The sequence below is a fragment of the Mediterraneibacter sp. HA8405 genome (genome assembly GCF_056148955.1).
On sequence record NZ_CM148758.1, the window covers coordinates 2,322,943 to 2,345,352 of the forward strand.

General features: G+C 45.3%; 20 protein-coding genes. 2 read left to right on the forward strand and 18 right to left on the reverse strand.

The genetic code is table 11. The features are described 5' to 3' along the window. Positions 1-24: 24 nt before the first annotated feature. The 15 genes from AC0QUU_RS10945 to AC0QUU_RS11015 all read right to left on the reverse strand — a co-directional run bounded on the left by AC0QUU_RS10945 (position 25) and on the right by AC0QUU_RS11015 (position 18,319). Positions 25-780, reverse strand: coding sequence for an SIR2 family NAD-dependent protein deacylase (locus AC0QUU_RS10945; protein ID WP_474542780.1), 756 nt, complete (start codon positions 778-780; stop codon positions 25-27). A 124-nt stretch (positions 781-904) separates the two neighbouring features. After that, entirely contained in the window at positions 905-1,990 is a 1,086-nt protein-coding gene (locus tag AC0QUU_RS10950; RefSeq protein ID WP_474542782.1) for a leucine-rich repeat domain-containing protein, read from the reverse strand. Positions 1,991-2,174: 184 nt separating this feature from the next. Then, positions 2,175-3,608, reverse strand: a complete 1,434-nt coding sequence (purB, locus tag AC0QUU_RS10955) for an adenylosuccinate lyase (protein ID WP_474542783.1) — start codon at positions 3,606-3,608, stop codon at positions 2,175-2,177. A gap of 62 nt (positions 3,609-3,670) precedes the next feature. Further along, entirely contained in the window at positions 3,671-5,098 is a 1,428-nt protein-coding gene (purF, locus tag AC0QUU_RS10960; protein WP_474542784.1) for an amidophosphoribosyltransferase, read from the reverse strand. Between the two features lie 197 nt (positions 5,099-5,295). Further along, complete coding sequence (locus AC0QUU_RS10965) at positions 5,296-6,081, reverse strand: amino acid ABC transporter ATP-binding protein (protein ID WP_474542785.1); 786 nt, start codon at positions 6,079-6,081, stop codon at positions 5,296-5,298. 12 nt (positions 6,082-6,093) lie between these two features. Next, complete coding sequence (locus AC0QUU_RS10970) at positions 6,094-6,777, reverse strand: amino acid ABC transporter permease (RefSeq protein ID WP_474542786.1); 684 nt, start codon at positions 6,775-6,777, stop codon at positions 6,094-6,096. A gap of 21 nt (positions 6,778-6,798) precedes the next feature. Continuing rightward, on the reverse strand, positions 6,799-7,599 hold the full coding sequence (locus tag AC0QUU_RS10975; RefSeq protein ID WP_474542787.1) for a transporter substrate-binding domain-containing protein: 801 nt from the start codon (positions 7,597-7,599) through the stop codon (positions 6,799-6,801). A 106-nt stretch (positions 7,600-7,705) separates the two neighbouring features. Next, positions 7,706-8,473: a hypothetical protein gene (locus tag AC0QUU_RS10980; protein WP_474542788.1), complete on the reverse strand. Its 768-nt coding sequence runs from the start codon at positions 8,471-8,473 to the stop codon at positions 7,706-7,708. After that, positions 8,448-9,731: a DUF5716 family protein gene (locus AC0QUU_RS10985; RefSeq protein WP_474542789.1), complete on the reverse strand. Its 1,284-nt coding sequence runs from the start codon at positions 9,729-9,731 to the stop codon at positions 8,448-8,450. Before AC0QUU_RS10985 ends, AC0QUU_RS10980 begins: the two co-directional genes overlap by 26 nt. Before the next feature lie 15 nt (positions 9,732-9,746). Further along, the gene (locus AC0QUU_RS10990) at positions 9,747-13,040 is read right to left on the reverse strand and encodes a DUF5717 family protein (protein ID WP_474542791.1); all 3,294 of its coding nucleotides are present in this window, start codon (positions 13,038-13,040) and stop codon (positions 9,747-9,749) included. A 177-nt stretch (positions 13,041-13,217) separates the two neighbouring features. After that, positions 13,218-13,658, reverse strand: coding sequence for a GNAT family N-acetyltransferase (locus AC0QUU_RS10995; RefSeq protein ID WP_474542792.1), 441 nt, complete (start codon positions 13,656-13,658; stop codon positions 13,218-13,220). Positions 13,659-13,739: 81 nt separating this feature from the next. Further along, the gene (locus AC0QUU_RS11000) at positions 13,740-15,653 is read right to left on the reverse strand and encodes a transglutaminase-like domain-containing protein (protein ID WP_474542793.1); all 1,914 of its coding nucleotides are present in this window, start codon (positions 15,651-15,653) and stop codon (positions 13,740-13,742) included. A gap of 145 nt (positions 15,654-15,798) precedes the next feature. Then, positions 15,799-16,854: a DUF58 domain-containing protein gene (locus AC0QUU_RS11005; RefSeq protein ID WP_474542794.1), complete on the reverse strand. Its 1,056-nt coding sequence runs from the start codon at positions 16,852-16,854 to the stop codon at positions 15,799-15,801. Positions 16,855-16,858: 4 nt separating this feature from the next. Continuing rightward, a complete protein-coding gene (locus AC0QUU_RS11010; protein ID WP_474542795.1) occupies positions 16,859-17,809 on the reverse strand; it encodes an AAA family ATPase in 951 nt (316 codons plus the stop codon). A gap of 159 nt (positions 17,810-17,968) precedes the next feature. Beyond that, the gene (locus AC0QUU_RS11015; RefSeq protein ID WP_474542796.1) at positions 17,969-18,319 is read right to left on the reverse strand and encodes an arsenate reductase family protein; all 351 of its coding nucleotides are present in this window, start codon (positions 18,317-18,319) and stop codon (positions 17,969-17,971) included. 137 nt (positions 18,320-18,456) lie between these two features. On the opposite strand from AC0QUU_RS11015, the gene AC0QUU_RS11020 reads away from it, so the two are divergent. Further along, positions 18,457-18,942, forward strand: coding sequence for a cytidylate kinase-like family protein (locus AC0QUU_RS11020; RefSeq protein WP_474542797.1), 486 nt, complete (start codon positions 18,457-18,459; stop codon positions 18,940-18,942). A gap of 110 nt (positions 18,943-19,052) precedes the next feature. On the opposite strand, the gene hydA is transcribed toward AC0QUU_RS11020, so the two are convergent. From hydA to AC0QUU_RS11035, 3 genes are all read right to left on the reverse strand, one after another. Continuing rightward, the gene (gene hydA / locus AC0QUU_RS11025) at positions 19,053-20,441 is read right to left on the reverse strand and encodes a dihydropyrimidinase (RefSeq protein WP_474542799.1); all 1,389 of its coding nucleotides are present in this window, start codon (positions 20,439-20,441) and stop codon (positions 19,053-19,055) included. 270 nt (positions 20,442-20,711) lie between these two features. Continuing rightward, complete coding sequence (locus AC0QUU_RS11030) at positions 20,712-21,206, reverse strand: hypothetical protein (RefSeq protein ID WP_474542800.1); 495 nt, start codon at positions 21,204-21,206, stop codon at positions 20,712-20,714. Positions 21,207-21,238: 32 nt separating this feature from the next. After that, positions 21,239-21,508, reverse strand: coding sequence for a hypothetical protein (locus AC0QUU_RS11035; protein ID WP_474542801.1), 270 nt, complete (start codon positions 21,506-21,508; stop codon positions 21,239-21,241). Positions 21,509-21,721: 213 nt separating this feature from the next. Here AC0QUU_RS11035 and AC0QUU_RS11040 point away from each other — a divergent pair, with 213 nt between their 5' ends. Beyond that, a complete protein-coding gene (locus tag AC0QUU_RS11040; RefSeq protein WP_474542802.1) occupies positions 21,722-22,360 on the forward strand; it encodes a helix-turn-helix transcriptional regulator in 639 nt (212 codons plus the stop codon). The last annotated feature ends 50 nt before the right edge of the window (positions 22,361-22,410 follow it).

Consider the following 22,410-nt stretch of genomic DNA (forward strand, 5'->3'; position numbering starts at 1 on the left):
GTCTTCTCTCCAATTTCAGTTTTATTACCTGTTTGTTCTGGATTCATATTCTGAAACCAGTTTTTCAAGGAATTCGTCACATCTGCCATAAACAATCTCATCTGCATGCTGATCAGAATAATGTTCCGAATCCATTACGAGAATCAGGTTTGTCCCCGTATAATACTGAAGCAGCTGACTGCACAGCGGGGAATGCAGGCTTGCCCCCAGAACAATAAGCGCCTCTGCTCTGGAAACTTCCTCTGCCGCTCTTGTCATAAGAGCATTGTTGACCATCTCGCCGAACAGGCAGACCTGGGGGCGGATCGCCACAAGGCACTGTTCACACAGCGGCACTCCTTTGGCTGCCATAATATATTCTATAGAATATTGTTTTCCACAGTTCGGGCAAATATTATCCATAATGGAACCCTTCATTTCGACCACACCGGTACACCCGGCTCTTTTTTCCAGCCCGGCGATCCGACGGGTAACTATGGACTGAACTTTACCATAGTCCTGAAGTTTTTTCAGATATATATAACCTTTTCCGGGCGGAGTTATCTGGGCTTTACTAAGCATGACTTCTTTATACATCCGGAAGAACAGTTCCTTCCGGGCCGAATAAAATCCGCTGCTGAATATTTCCTCATAAGAATACCCGTATTTATTTTCAATTTCATACGATTCCTCTCCGTCTCTTAACAGGGGATACCCGCTCTCCAGCAACATCCCCGACCCTGTAAGAACCACTGTATACCTGCTGTTTTCCAGAATCTGAAGTATGCCATTCTCTCTCATAAAGAACCCTCCTTCCCATTGCCGCACATATAGATCAGACGGCCGGCGTTCATCCTTGTTTTATAATTAAATATTATAAAACAAGTCGGGTTATTCTTCAACAAAGAAAACCGGCATTCTCTTTTTATAATCTTTTCAGTATCTCAATTTCTTCCGGGACGTTTCCCACATCTTCCAACACGCATCCTCTGGCATCCAGTTTGGAAAGCGCAGCGCCCTTAAATGCATCCGATGCAAAGCGGACTACCTCAGAAGGTACTCTGTATATTCCGATTCTGGCAGACGGAAATGCGAAAAGACATGTGCCTCCGTCAGAGAAAAGGACTCCATCTGCGGACACATAGTTTCCGGAAGATTCTACACTGAACCACTCCAGCTGACAGAGTCCCGCAAACGCGCCTTCTTCAATATGTGTAATATTGGCAGGGATATGTATCTCACGAATCCCCTCGGGCGCAGACAGAAACGCTCCGGAAGCAATTGCCGTACAGCCCTCCGACGGCAGAGTCAGACGGCTGCCTTCCATAACGGATTCCGGTTCCGCAATACCGCAGATTGTCCCGGTCTCATCTACAAGAAATCCTTCTACTATTGTGCCTTCGTAAGGTCCGGACGGGGAAGGAGGAAGGGAATCCGCAGGAATATCCCCGGGCTTCGCAGGAATTTCTTCTTGTATTTCCTCCGGAATATCGACTGCAATATCACTGGTTTCCTCTTTCATGCTGCCGGAAGTATCCGGAAATTTGTCCGGAATTATCAAAGCCGGCAGATCGGCGGTGCCGTTTTCTGACAGTATATTTTCCCGTACTGTGCTTTCGCCTGATATCTTCTTCGTTTCTTCTGAATTACCCGTAAAGCGATTCGTACCTGCCGCAGATAATGCATGTTCCATATCTGCGGCAGCTTCTGCAGCCAGCCCGGAAAGTACACCGCATATATTCTTTACATCCGCAGTATATCTGCCTGATCCCAGGATTCTGTATCCGATTTCAAATGCTTCCGTTATTCTGGTATCCGAAAGATCCGTCTTATAAAAATTCTCACTTTCTGTTTCCCGCCCCGGCGTCCCGGCCGGCGGCACAACATTGTGGGAACTCACAACTGTGCCCAGCAGCAGACACAGCAGGATACCGACCGCAAGAAATTCTGTAAATCGATGAATGTATTTCTCCGGATTTTCACCTGCATAAAATTTTGCGCACCATTCCATAATCTCAATCCCTGTCCTTTCTTTTTTACGGAAACAGGATATGTAAAGCTGTCCCGTATATACACCACATGAAAAAAAATACCATTCATATTTCGAAGATAAGGTATCAGAGAAAAAGGAATGCCGCAATTCTTTGCAACATTCCTTTGCATTTTTAATAATAGCATCTGTCCGTAGCGGATTTTTATACCTGAATTTCTGCTTTAATTCCGAGTACATCCTTATTTTCTTCCAGAAGAGGAGAAATTACATCCCGGAGATACTTTTCTACCTGTTCTTTGGCGCGTCCTACATATTTTGACGGATCCATTGTCTTTTTCAGATCATCATAACTCAGATTGAAAGCCGGATCCTGAGCGATCAGCTCCAGAAGATTATTGTCAAGTCCTTTTTCTTTCACGTTTCTGCCGGCTTCCATGGAAAGCTCCCTGATTCTCTCATGCAGTTCCTGCCTGTCTCCGCCTGCTTTTACCGCATCCATCATAATATTTTCTGTTGCCATAAACGGAAGCTCAGACATCAGTCTTTTTTCTATAACTTTCGGATATACAACCAGTCCGTCCACTACATTCAGGCACAGATCCAGTATTCCGTCAATTGCAAGAAAGCCTTCCGGTACGCTCAGACGCTTGTTTGCAGAATCATCCAGCGTTCTTTCAAACCACTGTGAAGCAGAAGTTATGGCCGGATTCAGAGCATCAATCATAACATATCTGGAAAGAGACGCAATTCTCTCGCTTCTCATAGGGTTTCTCTTATATGCCATGGCAGAAGAACCAATCTGAGTCTTTTCAAAGGGTTCCTCCACTTCCTTCAGATGCTGAAGCAGACGGATGTCATTCGAAAACTTGTGCGCGCTGGCAGCAATTCCTGCAAGCACATTCAGCACTCTTGTATCCACCTTCCTGGAATAGGTCTGTCCGGATACAGGATAACATGCTGAAAATCCCATTTTCTCCGCAATCATGGGATCAATTTTATCAATTGTCTCCTGATCTCCGTCAAAAAGCTCCAGGAAGCTGGCCTGCGTCCCTGTAGTTCCTTTTGAACCAAGAAGTTTCAAACTGCCCAGAACATAGTCCAGATCTTCCAGATCCATAGTGAACTCATGCATCCACAGGGTTGCTCTTTTTCCAACCGTGGTAGGCTGAGCCGGCTGAAAATGCGTAAATGCAAGTGTAGGCTGAGCTTTCTGCTTTTCCGCGAAATCCGCCAGTTCCGCGATTACGTTAATCAGTTTTTTTCGTACAAGCTTCAGGGCATCTGCCATCAGTATAATGTCCGTATTATCTCCTACATAGCAGGATGTAGCTCCCAGATGAATAATTCCTTTGGCCTTCGGGCACTGTACTCCATAAGCATATACATGAGACATAACATCGTGACGCACAACTTTTTCTCTCTCTTTTGCCACGTCATAATTAATGTCATCAGCATGCGCCTTCAGTTCCTCAATCTGCTCATCCGTAATATTTAACCCAAGCTCTTTTTCAGTCTCCGCAAGAGCTATCCATAATTTTCTCCATGTCCGGAACTTTTTGTCCGGAGAGAAAATGTACTGCATCTCTCTGCTGGCATAGCGCTCTGAAAGCGGGCTGACATAACGGTCATTTGACATAATTTCTTCCTCCTTAAACTTTAGTTTGCATTGCCTGCGGTAACATTTCAGCACCGGGTGTTTTACTCAAATGCATGACTGATATCTCTGTCAGGTACCTTCATCGGATACCTGCCGGTAAAACATGCGTCACAGTATTTTAAATCTCCGACCATGTCTTTCAGTTTTTCAATCTCCATATATCCCAGTGAATCCGCGCCAATCATCTTTCTGATTTCCTCTGTCGTGTGTGAATGGGCAATCAGCTGCTCATTGGAAGGCACATCCGTCCCAAAATAACAGGGGTACAGAAACGGCGGGGAACTGATTCTGACATGTACCTCCTTCGCCCCTGCAGCTTTCAGCATTTTTATAATATTTGCACATGTAGTTCCCCGGACAATCGAATCATCTACCATAATAATACGTTTTCCCCGTACGACTTCAGGGATTACGCTCAGCTTAATCTTTACACTGGACACACGTTCACTCTGGCTTGGCTTAATAAACGTCCTGCCCACATAACTGTTTTTATGGAATGCCATACCATAGGGGATTCCGGAATGCTCTGAATATCCTTTCGCGGCTACCAGACCGGAATCCGGCACCCCTACGACAAGGTCGGCATCCACAGGATAGGATTCTGCAAGAGCTTTTCCGGCAAGAATACGGGAATGATATACATTCACACCATCAATGGTACTGTCTGTCCGGGCAAAATAGATATACTCAAAAATGCATCTGGCCTGTTTTTCCTCAGGAACCGCCATACTCATATCGGACTCGATTCCGTTCTTTGTGATGGTCACAATCTCGCCGGGACGGACATCACGTATAAATTCTGCATCCACAGCCGCAATCGCGCAGCTCTCCGACGCCAGGAAATAGGTATTATCTTTTTTTCCGATGCACAGAGGCTTCAGACCGAACGGATCTCTTGCTCCGATCATCTTTCTGGGACTGTTTACCACAAGGGCATAGGCTCCCCTGATCTTCTGCATTGCATTCTTTACGGCAATTTCCGCCTTATGGGCATTCAGCCGCTCCCTGGCAATATGGTAGGCAATTACTTCAGAGTCAATAGTCGTCTGAAAAATCGCCCCTGTACATTCCAGCTCCCTGCGCAGCTCAATGGCATTAACCAGATTTCCATTATGTGCAATGGCAAGAGTCCCCTTTACATAGTTGATTACCAGCGGCTGGGCATTTTCCACACGGGTTCCTCCGGCAGTAGAATAGCGGACATGACCCACTCCCAGGTTTCCTTTCAGTTTTGAAAGAGTTTCCTGGTCAAACACATCATCAACATGTCCCAGTCCTTTTTCCGAAATCACTTTTCTCTGTCCAAAAGTATCCGTAACAGCAATCCCGCAGCTTTCCTGCCCTCTGTGCTGAAGCGCAAACAGTCCGTAATAAATCGAAGGGACAACGTCACCGCCGTCCACATCATAAGCGCCGAACACTCCGCATTCTTCACCGAGTCCGGTAGTTACTTTTTCAAAATCACTCATGTAAAATTCGCTCCTTATCAGTTCTGTATGCCGAACACCTGATTTTCAGCTATTCTCAGGCATCCCCCAATCGGCACATTCGTGTATTCAAGTATGTAATCAGCTGAACCGGCATTTCATTCCCCTGTAAACGCCGGTTCCGCAGACTTGATTATAATATAAGGCAGAGGGAAAATCAACATCCACTCTGCCTTATTTTACCCCTGTGTATACCGGGACAAAAACTGCTTTGTCCTTTCTTCTGACGGATGTTCAAAAACCTGTTCCGGAGTCCCATGCTCAAGAATCCGGCCTCCATCCATAAAAATCACCTGACTGGACACATCCCTTGCAAAAGCCATCTCATGGGTAACAATCACCATAGTTGTCTCCTGATCCGCCAGCCCTTTTATTACTTTTAATACCTCACCGGTCAGCTCCGGGTCAAGAGCTGATGTTGGTTCATCGAAACAGAGAATATCCGGCTTCAGCGCCAGTGCACGGGCGATAGCCACACGCTGGCACTGTCCTCCGGAGAGCTGATGAGGGTAATTATTCATCCGGTCAGCGAGGCCCATCTGCTTAAGAAGACTTTCTGCCTCAGCCTCGATTTCTCCGTGAATCTCTTTTTTCCTTGTTTTGTAATCCGGACTTTCTTTTGCCAGAAGCTCTTTTGCCAGCATAACATTTCCCAGAGCCGTATACTGTGGGAACAGGTTAAAGGACTGGAAAACAAGCCCGAAATGCAGACGCTTTCTCCTGATTTCGCTCTCCTGGGTCGTCCTGGAATCCTCTGCGTCAAAAAGAGTCTCCCCGTTTACCCGTATCACTCCTCCGTCAGGTCTCTCCAGAAAATTAAGGCACCGGAGAAGAGTTGTTTTACCGCTGCCTGAAGAACCTATAATAGAAAGAACCTGTCCTTTTTCCAGTGAAAAGCTGATATCGCTGAGCACTTCTGTGCGTTCAAAGCTTTTTCTCAAATGCATTACTTCCAAGATTGCCATATGTACCACCTCCTACCTGAAATACTCCAGTTTCTTTTCCAGCCGTCCCAGAAGAACGGTCAGAATACCACTGAATACCAGATAATATACAGCAGTGAAGAACAACGGCCAGATCTGGCCCGCAATTCCCTGGGAGCCTTTCAGGAAAGACTGTCCTGCCCATATAATCTCCTGAAGCGCGATAACCCGCGCAAGAGACGTATCTTTTACAAGTGTAATAATCTCATTGGACATGGGCGGCACAATGCGCTTAATCATCTGAAGAAGCGTAATCTTAAAAAAGATCTGGCTCTTCGTCATGCCCAGCACAAGTCCTGCCTCCTCCTGACCATGAGGTACACCCTGGATGCCCCCGCGGTAAATCTCGGAAAAATAGCATGCATAATTAAAAATAAAGGCAACAGACGCCGCAAGAAAACGGCCGCCTTCATCACCGCCCCAGATATTATTCTTAAATACAATTCCAGGGAAATAGAAGATAATCAAAAGCTGAATCATCAGAGGAGTTCCTCTGATGATCCATACAATGATTTTCACAAGATAACTTAATGGTTTGAACCGCGACATAGATCCGAAGGAAATAATAAGCCCCAGAGGCACCGCTCCCAGAAGCGTTACAAAGAAAAGCCTCAGAGTCTGCAGAAATCCTTCGTTCAATGCCTGAAAAACAATTGGAAACTGTTCTGAAAAACTCATCTCACAACTCCGTTATCATTATTACTGCTCAATCAGTGCAGCCTGCACGCCATATGTCTCTGCGCATTTCTGAATACTTCCGTCCTCATAGCTCTCGGCAAAGAACTTGTTCAGCTCTTCAGCCAGATCAGATCCTTTACGGAAACCGACGCCGTACTCTTCACTGTTTAAGCTGACTGTATAAGTAAGGTTCGAATAGCTGGTGCCTTCACCAATCATAGCTGCCGCCATCAGAAGATCAATAACTGCCGCGTCGGAAGTTCCGGCCTCAACTTCCATAAGAGCATCCGCCTGCGCCGTTACAGAGTTAAACGCAAGATCTCTCGCCTCAACCTCATCTTCTCCTGCACTGCCTGCTTCTACAGCAAATGTCAGATCCCCCAGACTCTCCTCATCCTGGTACTGATCTGCCACATCCTGAGGAACAACAACAACCTGCGCGTTCTGCAGATATGCGTCTGTACACTCCATAGCGCTGGTTACATCTTCTGTCAGAGTCATGCCGTTCCAGACACAGTCGATCGTGTTGCTGTCAAGCTCCATAATCTTATTGTCCCAGTCAATCTCCACGAACTCTACATCTACACCAAGACTTTCTCCGAATGCTCTTGCCATATCCGCGTCAAAGCCAATCCATTCGCCGTTCTCATCCTGATAATCCATAGGTTCAAAATTCGTGATACCTACAATCAGGGTGCCTTTGTCTTTTACATATTCCATATCGCTGTCAGATCCGCCCGAACCGGAACCGGAACCGCAGCCTGCCATCATGGAAACAGCAAGAACTGTACATAACAATACGCTTACTACTCTTCTTTTCATTTTTTCCTCCCGCCACCGCAGATTCGGTGTTACTTTTTTTCTCTACCAATGAGTCACTGTGCCATAGTAAAGTACCGTTGTATTCTACCACACGGTATCTTTGCTGTCAACTATGACTCCTGCGGTGCTGTCTCTTCCATTTTTCAAGAAGCTCCTCATCCGGTTCTACCTGAAGACCTTCTCTGACATCATCGATTTCCCGGCGCATTTCAGCATTAATTCTCATGTAATCATCGTGTTTTGTAATCAGAATATGATATTCCTCCAGAGACAGATATTTATATGAAGCATAAAGATACGGCTTCAGCAATGTCTCGTCTCCGCATATCTGGTATGCTCTGTCATACATGCGGGCAGATTCCTGATAAAGAAACAGCCGTCCGTACGCCGCCCCGAGTCCCGCGTAAATCTTGCCGTAAAACTTTTCATCTACACTTTCGTCTTTCTCCTGATTGAGGATTGCCTGATATACAAGTATGGCTTCTTCTACTTCCCCGCTTTCCAACAGATTATCTCCTTTGTACTTCTGGCGCTCGATATCTTTCTGATTTTTCAGATGTTCCAGGACATTCTGAATCCGGATCATCTCCGGCTCACGATATATTCTTGACGCTTTCAGTATAGTAAGCACAAATTTCTCCACGGAACCATGAAGTCTCAGCACGTCTCTTAACCCCTCTGCCAGACTGTTCAATCCCAGCTCATCATCCAGCCATGTACAGAGCTGTTCGTTCATAATCGTATAATCAATCAGATAGAGATTATTACAAAGGTAATAACAAAGCTCCTCTATTGTGAAAATTCTGCAGTGAATCCTGGTTATCTCATAGGGATGCGCCGCATGCCTGTCATGACAAAGAATTAAACTTCCCATCATTGCCTCCTAAGTGAATTATCTTCTCTTCCCGGAAATCCGTAGCCGGGAAAAAATCTCCGAATCCGGCATCTCTCACTGTAATTTTACACGTCTTTTCATCCAGAAAGAGAGTTTCTATCTGAAGCCGCATGGAGTATTCCGCCCGCTTCGGAAATTTCTCCAGAGAAATTTTTTCCGTCCTCACATTTCCCTGAATCAGGGACTCAATATGAAACTCAATGTCCTCCACATTCTCAAGAATGACCTCCCACTGGTTGTTGGACTCATACCAGTGGGCGCCCCAGGATACAATCGGATACCACATTTCCTGGCCGTCCACACGCATATTTACTGTAATCTGATCTGTCAGCTTGTCCTCGGAAAGATATACCGGATTTTCAATATGCATGAACAGCTTCCGGTAAGCCGTGTAACAGGCTCCTTTGCTGTACAGATTGTTTCCGATAAAAGCCCTGCGTCCGTTGCAGAGCACCCGCAGCGCTTTTGGATACCAGTTGTTTTCAAAACCTTCACCTGTTAAAAAGACGGAAGAAACAATCCTTTTATCAAAAACGCTCTGAATAAACTGGCAGAACATGGCATCGGCCTCTTTTGCCTTATCCTCATTCAGGACGGGATAGACCATAGCCAGTTCTTTCATATGCGCGCTGGCCACTTCATCAACCGTCACAAACGTTGTTTTTCCGCCCCCCAGTCCCGGCTTGAGTCTGCGAAGCATAAAAGCTCTGATCTCATTTCTGTCGCAGCAAAACAGAGCCGCGTCATACTGCCACAGCTCCTTCGGCTGATAGAACAGGTAATTGCAGAAACTTTCCTTATAGTCCTGTATAAAAACATGCCGTTTATCGATATTCATCCGGACAGCGATTCCTCTGAGCATCTGCGCAAGTTCTTCTGTCAGGGACGGTACTGTAAACACAATCCCCTCTATTACAGGAAACGACTGAAGGGACATCTGAATAAACTGGGACAAAAGCCATACCGCATCGTATGTTTCTTCGCCAAATTCAATCTTGTCTCCCGCCAGACTTTTACTTAAAAGGCGGGTAACCGTAAATCCTTCTTTAATAGAAACGAGTCTTTTTGCCTCTTTTCCATACGCCCAGGTATCCCGGAGTTTTCCGATGATCAGCGGAATCTGGTAATTATCCGTGTCCACTTCAAGCGTATCCGGTTCAAGCTGCTGATCATTATAATAACTGATCTGGCACGTCTTTTCATTTATTTCATATCCAATAATGCTGCCCTGCCCCATGAGAAGACAACCTCCTTAATACTGTACAAATATCCTTGCCGCACATGCATCTTCCAGTGCGTAATCCTTCATCCTTTTTTCCCGTTTTTTCTTATCCGTTTCAAGCAGGATATCATTGATTCTGCCAAACCTGCCCTGCTCACCCGCCTCTGACTGTCTGACACATGTCTCTTTATCACTCCGGTAAGAATTTCCGTCTATCGTTTCCTTAAAATAATATTTCAGCTTTTCATTGGCAAAGAGAACGAATTTCTTTACATACAGATTCTCATACATGGGCGATAAAACCTCTGTAGAGTAATCCGCCTGCTCAGTTTCACCTTTCTGAAGCTGATAGTAAAGCATGACTCTGCTGCCTTTCTGCCCTTTATACTCAATTAAAGTTTTATCCCAGAGCTGAAGTTCAATAAGCCAGTCTTTTTCATAAGACAGAAAGAACGGGAAATAAATCTGTTTGCCGCACAGATCCTGCAGGAACTTTTTAAGCGTTTTCCGGGTCTGTGAATTATACTCTTTGTCCGCGTAATACTTCAAAACCGCGATTTTACAGATGTCTATCGTATCCTCGCCCTTTTCGTATTCTCTGCAGATTATGTCAATCACGCTGCGGCCGATTTTTCTTGACTCCACCACATACTCCCTGGACACATAAACCAGATAGGCCTGCTGAAGCCGGAAATAGGCGCCTTCTGCATAATACTGTTCAAAAATCTGCGCCTCCTGAAACAGTTCTTCCGAAAACAGCATCTGTGTAAGAATACGCTCTGCCAGTTTATGCGTGTGAACTTCGTAATCTTTTGCTTCTCTCCATAAAAGCTTCATGTCGGATGTAGCGCCGCAGTAATAATTGGCCAGATATGTAAGAATCACCTTATCATACTGCTGTTTCAGGAAAAGATCGAAGCATATATATGTGAGGAAATCGTCATTTTCATAATTATTCTCGCGAATTGTCCTGCTGCACAGCGCGAAAATTTCTTCTTCTTTAAAATTCTCAAGTCCTTTTTCCCGAACCCGCTCAAGAGTAAGCTCCTCTTCTTCCTCTTCGGCCCGGTTTCTGCGAAGTCCGTTCAGATATTTTCTGCACATATCCATATAGCGGAGTTCGTAGAACATTCTCCGGCTCTCATAGGGAATAGAATCTGTATAATGTCTTCCGTCTCTTGCCTCCCAGACAAGCCTGTCCGTCTTGGAATACAGGAATACCCGCGCTCCGTTTTCTGTATACGGCGCTTTCTGAGTAATTGTCCCGTCTTCCGCAATCACATGAACATATTTCATGTTCGGCACTTTTGTTGTAATCTGATATGCATGGCAGATATCATACAATGCTTTTATTCTTTCCGAAGTCATCTGCGACTCGGAAATAAATCTTTTATAAATAATTCTCAGCTGATTATCTACATTTCTCCGGTCAAGCTGATTCCAGGCAAAAGCTTCCATCTCGTCCCGGTAATGAGCATATATTTCACTGGTCTCATCCTCATATGTAATAAGATTGGAATACAGGAACGCGCATTTCTGGTAATTCAGTGAATTGCCGTGCATAAAATACAAATATACCGAACGGGGAAGCGCTTTGTGGAACCGGTCGGGAATCACCGCAGCCATATAATATTCATAAAGCTGCGCAATCTTCAGCTCAGACTCAACTGCTTTCTGATACCATTTAAAATAAATGCTGTCCACACAGTTTCCTTTAATAAGGAGCGTACAGATTGCCGTAAGTATCATAGACTCCCGGTACATACTGTATGACTGAACAAGTACATTATACAAATGTCTGTCAAACACTTTCATCTGGCTGGCCAGATTTGCCGTGTACAATGCAAGTTCACGGGTCATAAGTTTATGTTTGACCGCAAACAGCAGTACCCGCACTTCAAACATCCCCAGCTTTTTCAGAGAAGAACTCTTTTCCCTGAAACAGCGGAACGCCTGGAGATAAAACCAGATACTGTGAGATTTATCTTCGTAAAACTGTTTTTCAAGAGCCCGAAGCCTTTCGCTGTAAATCTTATATTCCGAGTCCACTTCAACAAGCATGCAGAGAATTTTCCAGCTGTCGGGATGTTTCATAAATGATTTTGACAACTCTTCGGCAACTCTTCGCTGTCCGATTGTATCATTACTTAAAAGTGTGGTCAGGTAAAGATAGTAAGAGCTCAGCTCCACGTCCTTTCCTATGGCAAAACGATTATAGTTATAAGATTCCAGAAGCCATTTTGCCTCGTCATTTCTTCTGCCGATCAGACAGATATGTGCATGTACAAGAAGATATAATTCATTCCTCGGATCTGCATCTCTTAAATGGCTGATTCGTTTGACTGCCTCATCCACCCATGAATTCAGATCAGTTTTTCCGCCTTCATATTTGAGATAATTTTTTATGATACCCGTGAATTCCCTGTCATTTGCCCGGCGGTCTTCTTCTCTTCTGATATCTTTTTCTACGACAATCTCATATGTCAGAGTTTCATAAGGGGTCTCCAGTATAATCCGTCCGAAATTGCTTCCCCTGTGAAGCTTTTCCATCGTAATGAAATACTCAAGCCGGTAGGAATTGCCGATGAACTCTTCCGTCGTAATGCGGGTATGCTCTACATAAAGGAAATCTCCTTCTGTACGCACATCAATTTCCAGATATCCCCACGTATTCTTCTTTATTGTAAAAGTTTCCTTGCGCGCCTCTGTAAGTGAAATAAACGCCCGGCTTTCCTCCTCCAGTGTAAGGAAAATCTTTTCCTTCTGTTTACAGCCCACAAGGAATTCTTCCAGGGCATGCTGATCCAGCTCCCATCTGCGCATATTGTCATAAAGGGCCTGAATACGCTTGTCTTCATATTTCAGAATCTCATAAAAATCTCTGGAGCGGAACAATTTTACAGCTTCCGCAGCATCCCGGAAAGAAAGCTTTTTGAAATCTTCCAGACTCTGGACTTTCCCATAGCTTGTCATTACATAAGGCTTTTCGATAATCGCGGTAAAGGCAATATCATACTCACCGCCGTTACACACAATCGTAAACTTTCCATGCTCTACATGTCCCGGCACAAGTCCTGTTCCATCGTATGTATAATAAATATTCACCGGGTTACCGTCAAATCCCTGTTCATCACAGACAACACGATAGGAAGAAGGATATACAAGGCCGCGTATTGTTCCTTCTCCCTGATTCTGAAGTGAAAAACTTCCTCTGTATTTTTCTCCCTCGCCTACCCGCATCACAATCCGGGTTTCCGGAAAAATAATATCCGGCTGTGGGATATGAAAATCTCCTTTGGCAAAACGCTTGATCTTATTCTTCAAAACAGTCACCTACTCACAATTCTTGTTTCTGCCCCAAAAGGCGAAAAACCGCTACTATGAATTATATCATTATTACTGTATCTCTTGCAATGGTAGAATCAAAGAATTTGAATCAGAATTGTATACACGTATTCTTTTTTTCGGAAGAAAAAATCTGCTGAAAAAAAGCCTGCTCCGTCAAAAATCCTTGATCATCTGTACATAATCCAGCACTTCATACCCAAGCTGTCTGTAAAGAGACTGCGCTCTCTCATTCTTTTCTTCTACCTCCAGACGAATCCGCACTGTATCCCCGTCCTTTTCCTTTTCTATATAGTTAAAAAACTCTCTTCCAAGGCCTTTGGAACGGTACGGTTCCCGAATGTAAATTTCTTCAATCCAGACAACAACCCCTCCGGCTTCCTGAGAAAAACTTCTTGCCGTCAGCGCGTATCCGGCCGCTGCAGAATCATATTCCAGAATAAAAATTTCCGCGCATCCTCCGCCGCTCAAAGCCTCGGCAGCTGTTTTTTCAAAATGAGAATCCGGCACCGGATGAAGCACTGCATCTGAATGATAGAATTCCCGCGCCATCTCTATATACAACTGTCTGTCCTTTTCTTCCAGTTTGCGTATCATAATATTACCCTCTCTTTCTGATGTCTTTTATAAAAGATAATGTCTGTTTTATCGGGCCCTGTCTCCCGGCATGGAGAGAAATTACTGGCACCGGATATACCTGAACCGCCATTTTTCTCCGGGTTTCATACGGCTGTACGCAGCCCTTCTGAAGCGGATATAAAGTTTTTTCATATTCTGCCATTTTTCCTTCTCGCGTTCCTGAAGATAAAACATATTTTCCATCACGCACCGGTACATCCAGGCCCATTCCTCACTGCCCAGTTCCGGATACATTTTTCCCAGCCTCTCCGCCATATTCTCCGCCAGAGGTTCTTTTACTTCCATTCCCTGGAATTCCGCTGTTTTTATAATCTCCCGGTACATCTCACGAATTCCCCGGCCTCTGTCTTTTCCGAAGAGCCGGCGCTTTCTCCCGGCTGACCGGACTGCCGCCTGACCAAAAAAGACAAAAAAGCCCAGAATGACAACACCTGCTGCCGCCGCAGTCCATACCGGCAGACTGCGGAGCCATGTATTCGCCCCTTCCGGTTCATTCCGGACAGTTCCCTCTCTCACAGAAGCCGACGCAGGCGGCTGAATGTCTGCTCCTTCCGGCGCAGGCGGCGTATGCTCCATATCCATCCATTCTCCTGTCTGCTCCTCATACACCTGACACCAAGCATGGCCCATGCTTCCGGTTATCTGCGCCGAATATCCGCCGGAATTATTTCTGTGAAACGCGGATGCGGGCACAGCGTACCCTTCTGCATACCTGGCAGTATATCCGCAGTAACGGTACATCAATGTAGCCGCTGTGGCAAAGTGGACGCAAAATCCCTTATGATTTTCCAGAAGAAAATACTCCACAAAATCCTCCCCTGCCGGTGTCGCCCCGGGATTGGTATTATATACTGCTCTTTCAGACAGCTCTCTGCTGATTTCCAGGCTCACTTCCTGAAAAGAATTTACATTCCAGCCCCCGCACAGCATTTCCAGCGTATCTCTGAGTTCCTCCGGATAATCTCTGTATGCCTCCGGAGACGTCAAAACAGATTTTGTCATATCCTCCTCCGTCCATGAATTATCGGCATAGGAAACTCCCCATCTTTGCAGAACATATACGGTTCCCTCAGGCTTTTCTTCTACCTCGATAGAATATACCTGGCCGGACTCAGGCTGAAAATAAGCAAGACTGCCCAGATCATCCATCCCGCTGTCCCGCGTTGTAATGGAAAAATCATAGGAATCTCCGACATTCTCCTCTGCCCGATTTTCCTGCTCCACAGGAGTATTTTCTTCTTCCGTATGCCTCTCTTCTTCCGGCTGCCCTTCTCTTCCGCTTCTCTCCAGCATATCCTGCACGCGGCCGATTACTTCTGCGCGGATCACGCTGCGGGTCTGAAGATAGTATCCGTTCTCGGCACTCCGCTGTACATCCAGAAGTTTACCGGCCTGGAATGAAATCAAAGCTATAGCCGCCGAAAACAGCACGGCAAGCGCCCCGTGTTTCCACACAAAAAACCTTTTTCCTTTTACCGCTCTTCCCGCTTCCAGACCTGCTGAAGCAAAATAAACTGCCATGCCGGCGATCAGCAGCCATGCCGGCAGCGCCGGCTGGAAATACCCGGCAGCGGCAGCAGCGAAAAAGGGCGCCGCGAGAACAATCCCCGCCCAGCATTTTCCCCTGCCCTTTCTTTGCACCGCCAGCAGAATTTCAAGAAGCGGAACACTTGCCAGTACCGCTATACCGCTGAAGGCAGCTTTTCCCTCCGGCTGTCCGGACAGCACAGACGAAGCATTCTGCGCCATCCACTCATATAACCGGAAAACCGTGTCTCTGTAAAACCATAAAATCAGCGCTGCTACTGCCAGTCCGGCTGCCGATGCCTTCCACCGGAACTTTCTGTCGCTCCATCCAAGCAGAAAAATCACGGCGCATGTGCCTCCGTACAGCCATCGATGGTCAAAAGGCATATGAAAAACCGACAGAACAGCATTCCACCATAAAATCATAAGTATACACATAACTGTCATCTGCAGACAGAATAATGGAAATATACCATGATTTTTCTGCCTTTTTTCCGGTGCGGCCCGGTATATTTTTATTCCCGAATGAGTATTTTTCATCCCTGCTCCTCTTTCTTTATACGGCTCTGTGTTACAGCCTCAGAAAATCAAAAGTTTCCCCATCTTTTTTCATCTTTCCTTTTCCGTCAACCGTTATAATAGCGCTGAACTCCTGACCGCGGAATGTATCTTTATAACAGATTTCCGCCTTTTTTTCATTCTGGCAGGGCTCAATTTCCATCAGGTTCCAGATCATTTCGCAGGCGCTCTCCTCATCAGAAATCCTCCATCGGACAATTCTTTCATTTTTCTCCTCATACCAGGCTGCCATATGAATACATTTTTCTTCCACAAGCGTAATAGAAAGAGAAGCCACTGTCTCCAGAAGCTCTGAAAACCCCGCTTCTGACTGTTCTCTCTTCCGATAGTCAATATAGATAAGCACGACACATCCCAGAGGAAAACTCCGCTCTTTTACCATCAATTCTTCTTCTCTGGCACTCAGTTTCCAGTGGATATCTTTCAGAGAATCTTTTTCCCTGTACTCTCTGACCTGATATATCTCAGACGGATCATCTCCCCGCCGCTGCTGGGAAAATTCCTCGGCATCCGCCTGGAATTCTCTCGTTTTCCGGGTAATCTCCAGAGGCATAAGTTCGAATCCGGGCATTACCTTCACCTGAGCATTCCTGTTCCACTTTACTTTTCTGTAAAAAATACCCAGAAAGTCGTAAACCTTTATGCTGTCCAGACAGATCTCCACAATCCCACAGTAACCTGCTTTGAACACACACCACAGCGTCTCTTCACCGGCGGGAGACAGCACACCCCTCAGCCGTCTTTTTCCCGCTTTCTTTCCTCTTCTGTTTCTGACGCGCAGAAGTGCTTCATACCGCAGACTCATTCGGGACGAGATGTTTTTTACAGTAATTCCCGCTTTTACCTGTTTTTCCACTTCTCCGACAGGAGGTACTCTGTACAGGTCCGGAACTGCTTTTCTTCCCACAACTCCCAGATAAACGGCAGAAAGCAGCGGATAAAGAAATATTAATACAAGTATTCCGGAAAGTACTGTGTCATCGTACATAAAAAACAAATACCCTGTGACAAGCAGTACTACCAGATACCCTGCTGTTCTTCCTATCATTTTCCTACCGCCTTATTCTCAATGCCGGTTTTTCTACATCTTCCAGAATCCGCCGGACTACCTCTTCCGTTTTCACATGCCCCACCTTTGCTTTCATGCTCAGAATTATTCTGTGAGAAACCACACAGGAAAACACTTCCTCCACATCGGCCGGAACTACATAAACTCTTCCTTTCAGATATGCACATGCTTTTGCCATGGCTGTCAGCGCCACGGTACCTCTTGGACTTAATCCCAGCTCTGTCCATGAATTTTCCCGGGTCGCCTTTGCCAGTTCCGCAATATACCTGCAGATCCTCTCATGCACAAAAATCTCCCTGGCCTCATTCTTCATCTCCAACAGAACGGACGCATCAAGAATCGGCCGAATTGCGGCTGTCCGGTCTTCCTCCTGACTTCTCCGCATAATCTCCATCTCTTCCTCCACAGACGGATAGCCCATGCTGACACAGATCATAAAACGATCCAGCTGAGATTCAGGAAGAAGCTGGGTTCCGGCAGAGCCCGCCGGATTTTCTGTAGCAATCACAATAAAAGGCTGCCCGGTCCTCCTGGTTACTCCGTCTACTGTAACCTGCTGTTCCTCCATTACTTCCAGCAGAGCTGACTGGGTCTTTGGAGATGTTCTGTTGATTTCGTCTGCCAGCAGAAGATTACACATAACCGCCCCGGGCTGATATACAAATTTCCCTGTCTCTTTCTGGTAAATATTAAATCCGGTCAGATCAGCCGGCAGGACATCCGGTGTAAACTGTACTCTCCGGGCCTTCAGCCCCATTGCTTTTGAAAAAGCAAGAGCCATTGTCGTCTTGCCGGTTCCCGGTATATCTTCGATCAGGATATGCCCTCCTGCCAGAATTGCCATCATAATTTTCGTGAGAACATCTTTCTTTCCCACCACTGTCTTCTCCACTTCTTCGATCACGCGCTGCGCATTATATTCCAGTCCTGCCATATCTTCCTCCATTATTTTCGCATTACAGCAGACATACCAAGTTTCAGTTTTTCTCTTCAACTGTTTGCTTTTTATCTTTCGATCTGCCTGAACTGTTCTGTTTTTCCTCTCCTGAGGCGAATTCAGGCCGCCCGGATCCCCGGCCGGCAATATGGATATTCAACCCAGAAGTGCTTCCCACTCCTTTTCTCTGAACCCCGTCAGAACAGCAGTATCTGTCACAAGAACCGGCCTTTTAACCAACATTCCGTCTTCAGCCAGAAGATGGATCTGCTCCTCTTCAGTCATCTGAGGCAGCCTGTCCTTAAGCTTCATACTTTTATAAAGATTTCCACTCGTATTAAAAAACTTCTTAAGGGGAAGACCGCTTCTCTCCCACCATTCTTTCAGTTCTGCGGCATTTGGGTTCTCCGTTTTGATATCCCTCATTAAATATTCGATTCCTTTTTCATCAAGCCATTTTTTTGCTTTCATACATGTACTGCATTTCGGATAACATACAAACAACATTTCATCCCTCTCCTTTTTGCTATGATCTGCTTTTATAATTCATTTTATCAGAAAGATAAACAGAAGCAAGACAAAACAGAAAAGAAGTGCTATAATAGGAAACAGCCTACATTTTTGTCTACAAAGGAGGAGTTCTTATGAAATTAGTAATCACCATGAGCCGTCGTTTCGGAACGGGGGCAAGCATTATTGCAAAAGAGCTTTCTGAAAGGCTTGACATCCCTGTTTATGATAAGGCATACATTGAAGAGCAGATCCATGACCACATGTATGAAAGTGAGGCTGAGGCAATCCGCAAGCTGGCGGAAAAGCCCTGCATTATTCTGGGCCGGTGCGCATCTGACATTCTGAAAGACCGGATGAACGTACTGAATATCTTCGTCTGCGCCGACAAAGAAGACCGCATACACAGAATTATGAACAAAGATAACCTCAACTATGACGATGCAAAGGAAAAGGTGGAACGCACAGACGAAGAAAGAGCTTCTTACTATTATGAGCATACAGGAAAAACATGGGGTGATGTTAATGATTACCACATGATTATGGACACAAGCGAACTGGGAGTAGAAAACTGTGCTGATATTCTGATGCACTATTTTGAAAAACTGGAATATATCTGATAACGGAAAATACGACTCTTTTTATCCCGGAGGATATGAAAACAAGGGTGAGGAAAATCTGTTTTTCCGAACAGATTTTCCTCACCCTTTTCTTTCTAAGGACAGACAGTCTAGCGCGCCAGAATACTTCTTGAACGTTTCAGATACCTTCCGTCTCCTTTTTTTCCGAGAAATACATTTTCTTTTACAATCACCTTTCCCCTCTGCATAACCAGATCAATATCCCCTTTTACGGTCATTCCCTCATAACAGGTATAGTCCACTGCACTGTGCATATCTTTATGGGTCAGCACCCGCTCTTTCTCCGGATCAAAGAGTACCAGATCAGCATCGCTTCCCGGAAGAAGAGTTCCTTTTTCAGGATACAGACCATACATCCGGCAAGGATTTGTACAAAGATATTTCACAAGCTGTGGAAGAGTAATCCGTTTTTTTGCTACTCCTTCCGAAAACATAACCCGAAGCCGCTCCTCAACCCCCGGTGCCCCATTCGGACATGCGGTGAAATCATGAGCTCCGGCCTGCTTTTCAATGCTGTAATTAAAGGGACAGTGATCCGTTGCCACTACATCCAGTACATCATCAGAAAGTGCCTGCCACAGTGCTTCCTGATCGTCTTTTTTTCGAAGAGGCGGGGACATAATTGCTTTCAGTCCTTCCTGATCGTCCTGATACATACTGTCTGTCAGCGTAAGATACTGGGTACATGTCTCCACCGCAAAGTTTTTCTGCCCGGAGGCCTTTGCCTTCATTATCTCCTGCAGTCCATCTTTGCTTGACAGGTGGACAATGTACAGCGGAGCGTCGCCTGCCATTGCTGCCAGATGAAGCATCCTGTCCACCGCTTCCGCCTCACACCTGGCCGGACGGCTTAACGGATGATATTTCGGCTGCATACAGCCTTCTTCTGCATATTTTTTTCGAAGATAATTGATCACACCGTCATTTTCACAGTGAACCGCAATTACAAGTCCGTCTTTTTTTGCCTGTGTCAGCACCTGAAAAAGCTGATCATCCTTCAGCATAAAATCATAAGTCATATATACTTTAAAACTGGTGATCCCTTCCTTTTCGGCAATTTCTTTCATTTCTTTCAAAACAGACTCATCCACATGCTGAATAACCCCATGGAAGCCATAGTCAATCACCGCTTTTCCGTCCGCCAGCCTGTGGTACTCTTCCACCTGATGCCATAGGCTGCATCCTTCCGGTCCAAATGCCATGTGATCTACAATGGTAGTTGTTCCGCCGCAGACTGCTGCCACCGTTCCGTCATAAAAATCATCTACCGCTCTGTATTTACCGGCCTGCAGATCCATATGAGTATGCACATCCACTGCTCCGGGAAGCACATATTTGCCGGAAGCATCGATCTCTTCTGCCTCATCATCATCGATCTCTGCCCCGATACTTTTTATTATCTCATCTTCAATCAGAATATCTCCCTGAAAAATCTGTGATTCTGTAACAATCATCCCGTTTTTTATCAGTTTTTTCAAATTGCCGCCTCCTTTTCCCTCAAAAACATTTTATCCGGCACATCTGATAATACAATTGCCGAAATTTTCCCGATCTTTTATTGTAATCAACTTCGTCATTTTTACCAGTTTTTCTGTCTTGTTTTTTATACTATCACTAATTATTTACAATTACAATGCTGAATTACATAAGTACGCATGCCCCGAGGGCTGAGGATAATATGTACTTTGTCCGCTTTCAGGCGGCATAAAAATACCGGCAGAAATAATCTGCCGGCACAAATAATCTGGCTAATGTATTCTTAACGCATCAATCTGACGGAAAGCTTCTTCCGGTCTGGGGCATGCTATTTTATAAGCCCTTCCTCCACTTAAAACAGTTACATACCCGGTCTTACTGTTAAAAGAAACCGATGCTATCTGACTTACGGGAATAGAGAGCGTCTCTTTTTTCAGTCCCAGGCTGACAGGCTGACATTCGATATGGTCCGGATATACTTTGAGCCAGCATCTTGCCTCCCCCGCAGCAAGGTCCGCGCACAGAGCACCGATCAGGACGCAGACCAGACTGACAATTTTCAGCATATTCTGTCCTTCCTCTGTAAACATCGGACCACCGCCCAGTCTTCCTGTTGTTCCGCTGATTGTTACCTGAACCCCTTCATGTTCTGCACCGCTCAGGACAAAAAAGTAAATTGCCGCGACAATCAATATAACAGCTAATACAAGAAGCAGAATAACTCTGCTTTTGTTCCCCCCTTTTGAATCGTATACCGGTCTATTCATTTCTTCTCATTTCCTCCTGTCTCATCATCCAACTATTCCTGCGAAACCGAATCATAGCAGTCATCGCAGACAAACATTTCTCCCAGAACCGCAGAATAATGCCTGGTTGCAGGATCCCCGCAGAACATGCATGTACTGCTGCACTCCTCACACACATACACCTTCTCGCCGGAAGACGACTCATATTCCACAGACGGGCTGTTCCCACACCATGCACATGGTTTGTCCACTGTTTTGGAACATCCGGCAGAGACCCATAATACCGCCGCAATAACTGCAAGTACTTTCGCTCTTCTTTTCATAGTTTCTCCTCCTTTTGCCGGGTGTAAAGGTTTTTCGCAACTTTACCCTTTTTTATTATAGGGAAAATATAATAATTATGCATTATCACAAGATAACATACATAACAATTGCATATAAAAATTTGGGCTGAAAATCTGACTCTTTTTTTTCTTTGTGATATAATTTAACTGTATTTCCGAAGCAATCAGAAAAACACCAGGGGGATATGATAAATGGATGATTTAAAGAATCTGCTTATTCAATTTGCCAAAGGACTGTCTGCACATTTCGGTGAAAACTGTGAAATAGTCATTCATGATGTAACAAAAGGGCTGGAAAATACAATTATCTATATTGAAAACGGCCATGTGACCCAAAGAAAAGAAGGTGGAAGCGGCTCAAAAGTTGTCTTTGATGCATTGAATACTGATCCGGCCGATCTCCGGGATCATCTGGCGTACCTTACCAGAACAGAAGATGGAAGGCTGCTGAAATCCAGTACCCTTTACATTAAACACCCGGACGGGAGCCTGGCTTATATCTTTTCTGTAAATTATGATATATCCGCCCTTTCCGCTGCCGGTGAAGTGCTGCACACACTGCTTCTGACCGAAAAAGAGCAGAAACAGGAGGAAAAAACAGAAGGTCTTCCTCAGATTACACACAGTGTCAGTGAACTCCTTGATTCACTGATTGAGCAGGCTCTTGCCGAGATAGGAAAACCGGTTGCAATGATGACAAAAGAGGAAAAAATCCGGGTAGTTCATTATCTGAACAACGCAGGCGCTTTTCTGGTCACTAAATCAGGAGACAAGATAGCCTCAGTACTTGGAATATCCAAATTTACATTATACAAGTATATGGACAGTTAAAAGCGGCAAAATTAAAAACTGACAAATTGAAAAATCAATTTGTCAGTCTG

Bases quoted from the DNA above. Each gene is read 5' to 3' on its own strand.
- AC0QUU_RS10945 (WP_474542780.1), bottom strand. From the start codon at position 780: ATGAGAGAGAATGGCATACTTCAGATTCTGGAAAACAGCAGGTATACA.
- AC0QUU_RS10950 (WP_474542782.1), bottom strand. From the start codon at position 1,990: ATGGAATGGTGCGCAAAATTTTATGCAGGTGAAAATCCGGAGAAATAC.
- purB (WP_474542783.1), bottom strand. From the start codon at position 3,608: ATGTCAAATGACCGTTATGTCAGCCCGCTTTCAGAGCGCTATGCCAGC.
- purF (WP_474542784.1), bottom strand. From the start codon at position 5,098: ATGAGTGATTTTGAAAAAGTAACTACCGGACTCGGTGAAGAATGCGGA.
- AC0QUU_RS10965 (WP_474542785.1), bottom strand. From the start codon at position 6,081: ATGGCAATCTTGGAAGTAATGCATTTGAGAAAAAGCTTTGAACGCACA.
- AC0QUU_RS10970 (WP_474542786.1), bottom strand. From the start codon at position 6,777: ATGAGTTTTTCAGAACAGTTTCCAATTGTTTTTCAGGCATTGAACGAA.
- AC0QUU_RS10975 (WP_474542787.1), bottom strand. From the start codon at position 7,599: ATGAAAAGAAGAGTAGTAAGCGTATTGTTATGTACAGTTCTTGCTGTT.
- AC0QUU_RS10980 (WP_474542788.1), bottom strand. From the start codon at position 8,473: ATGGGAAGTTTAATTCTTTGTCATGACAGGCATGCGGCGCATCCCTAT.
- AC0QUU_RS10985 (WP_474542789.1), bottom strand. From the start codon at position 9,731: ATGGGGCAGGGCAGCATTATTGGATATGAAATAAATGAAAAGACGTGC.
- AC0QUU_RS10995 (WP_474542792.1), bottom strand. From the start codon at position 13,658: ATGATACGCAAACTGGAAGAAAAGGACAGACAGTTGTATATAGAGATG.
- AC0QUU_RS11000 (WP_474542793.1), bottom strand. From the start codon at position 15,653: ATGATTTTATGGTGGAATGCTGTTCTGTCGGTTTTTCATATGCCTTTT.
- AC0QUU_RS11005 (WP_474542794.1), bottom strand. From the start codon at position 16,854: ATGATAGGAAGAACAGCAGGGTATCTGGTAGTACTGCTTGTCACAGGG.
- AC0QUU_RS11010 (WP_474542795.1), bottom strand. From the start codon at position 17,809: ATGGCAGGACTGGAATATAATGCGCAGCGCGTGATCGAAGAAGTGGAG.
- AC0QUU_RS11015 (WP_474542796.1), bottom strand. From the start codon at position 18,319: ATGTTGTTTGTATGTTATCCGAAATGCAGTACATGTATGAAAGCAAAA.
- AC0QUU_RS11020 (WP_474542797.1), top strand. From the start codon at position 18,457: ATGAAATTAGTAATCACCATGAGCCGTCGTTTCGGAACGGGGGCAAGC.
- AC0QUU_RS11030 (WP_474542800.1), bottom strand. From the start codon at position 21,206: ATGAATAGACCGGTATACGATTCAAAAGGGGGGAACAAAAGCAGAGTT.
- AC0QUU_RS11035 (WP_474542801.1), bottom strand. From the start codon at position 21,508: ATGAAAAGAAGAGCGAAAGTACTTGCAGTTATTGCGGCGGTATTATGG.
- AC0QUU_RS11040 (WP_474542802.1), top strand. From the start codon at position 21,722: ATGGATGATTTAAAGAATCTGCTTATTCAATTTGCCAAAGGACTGTCT.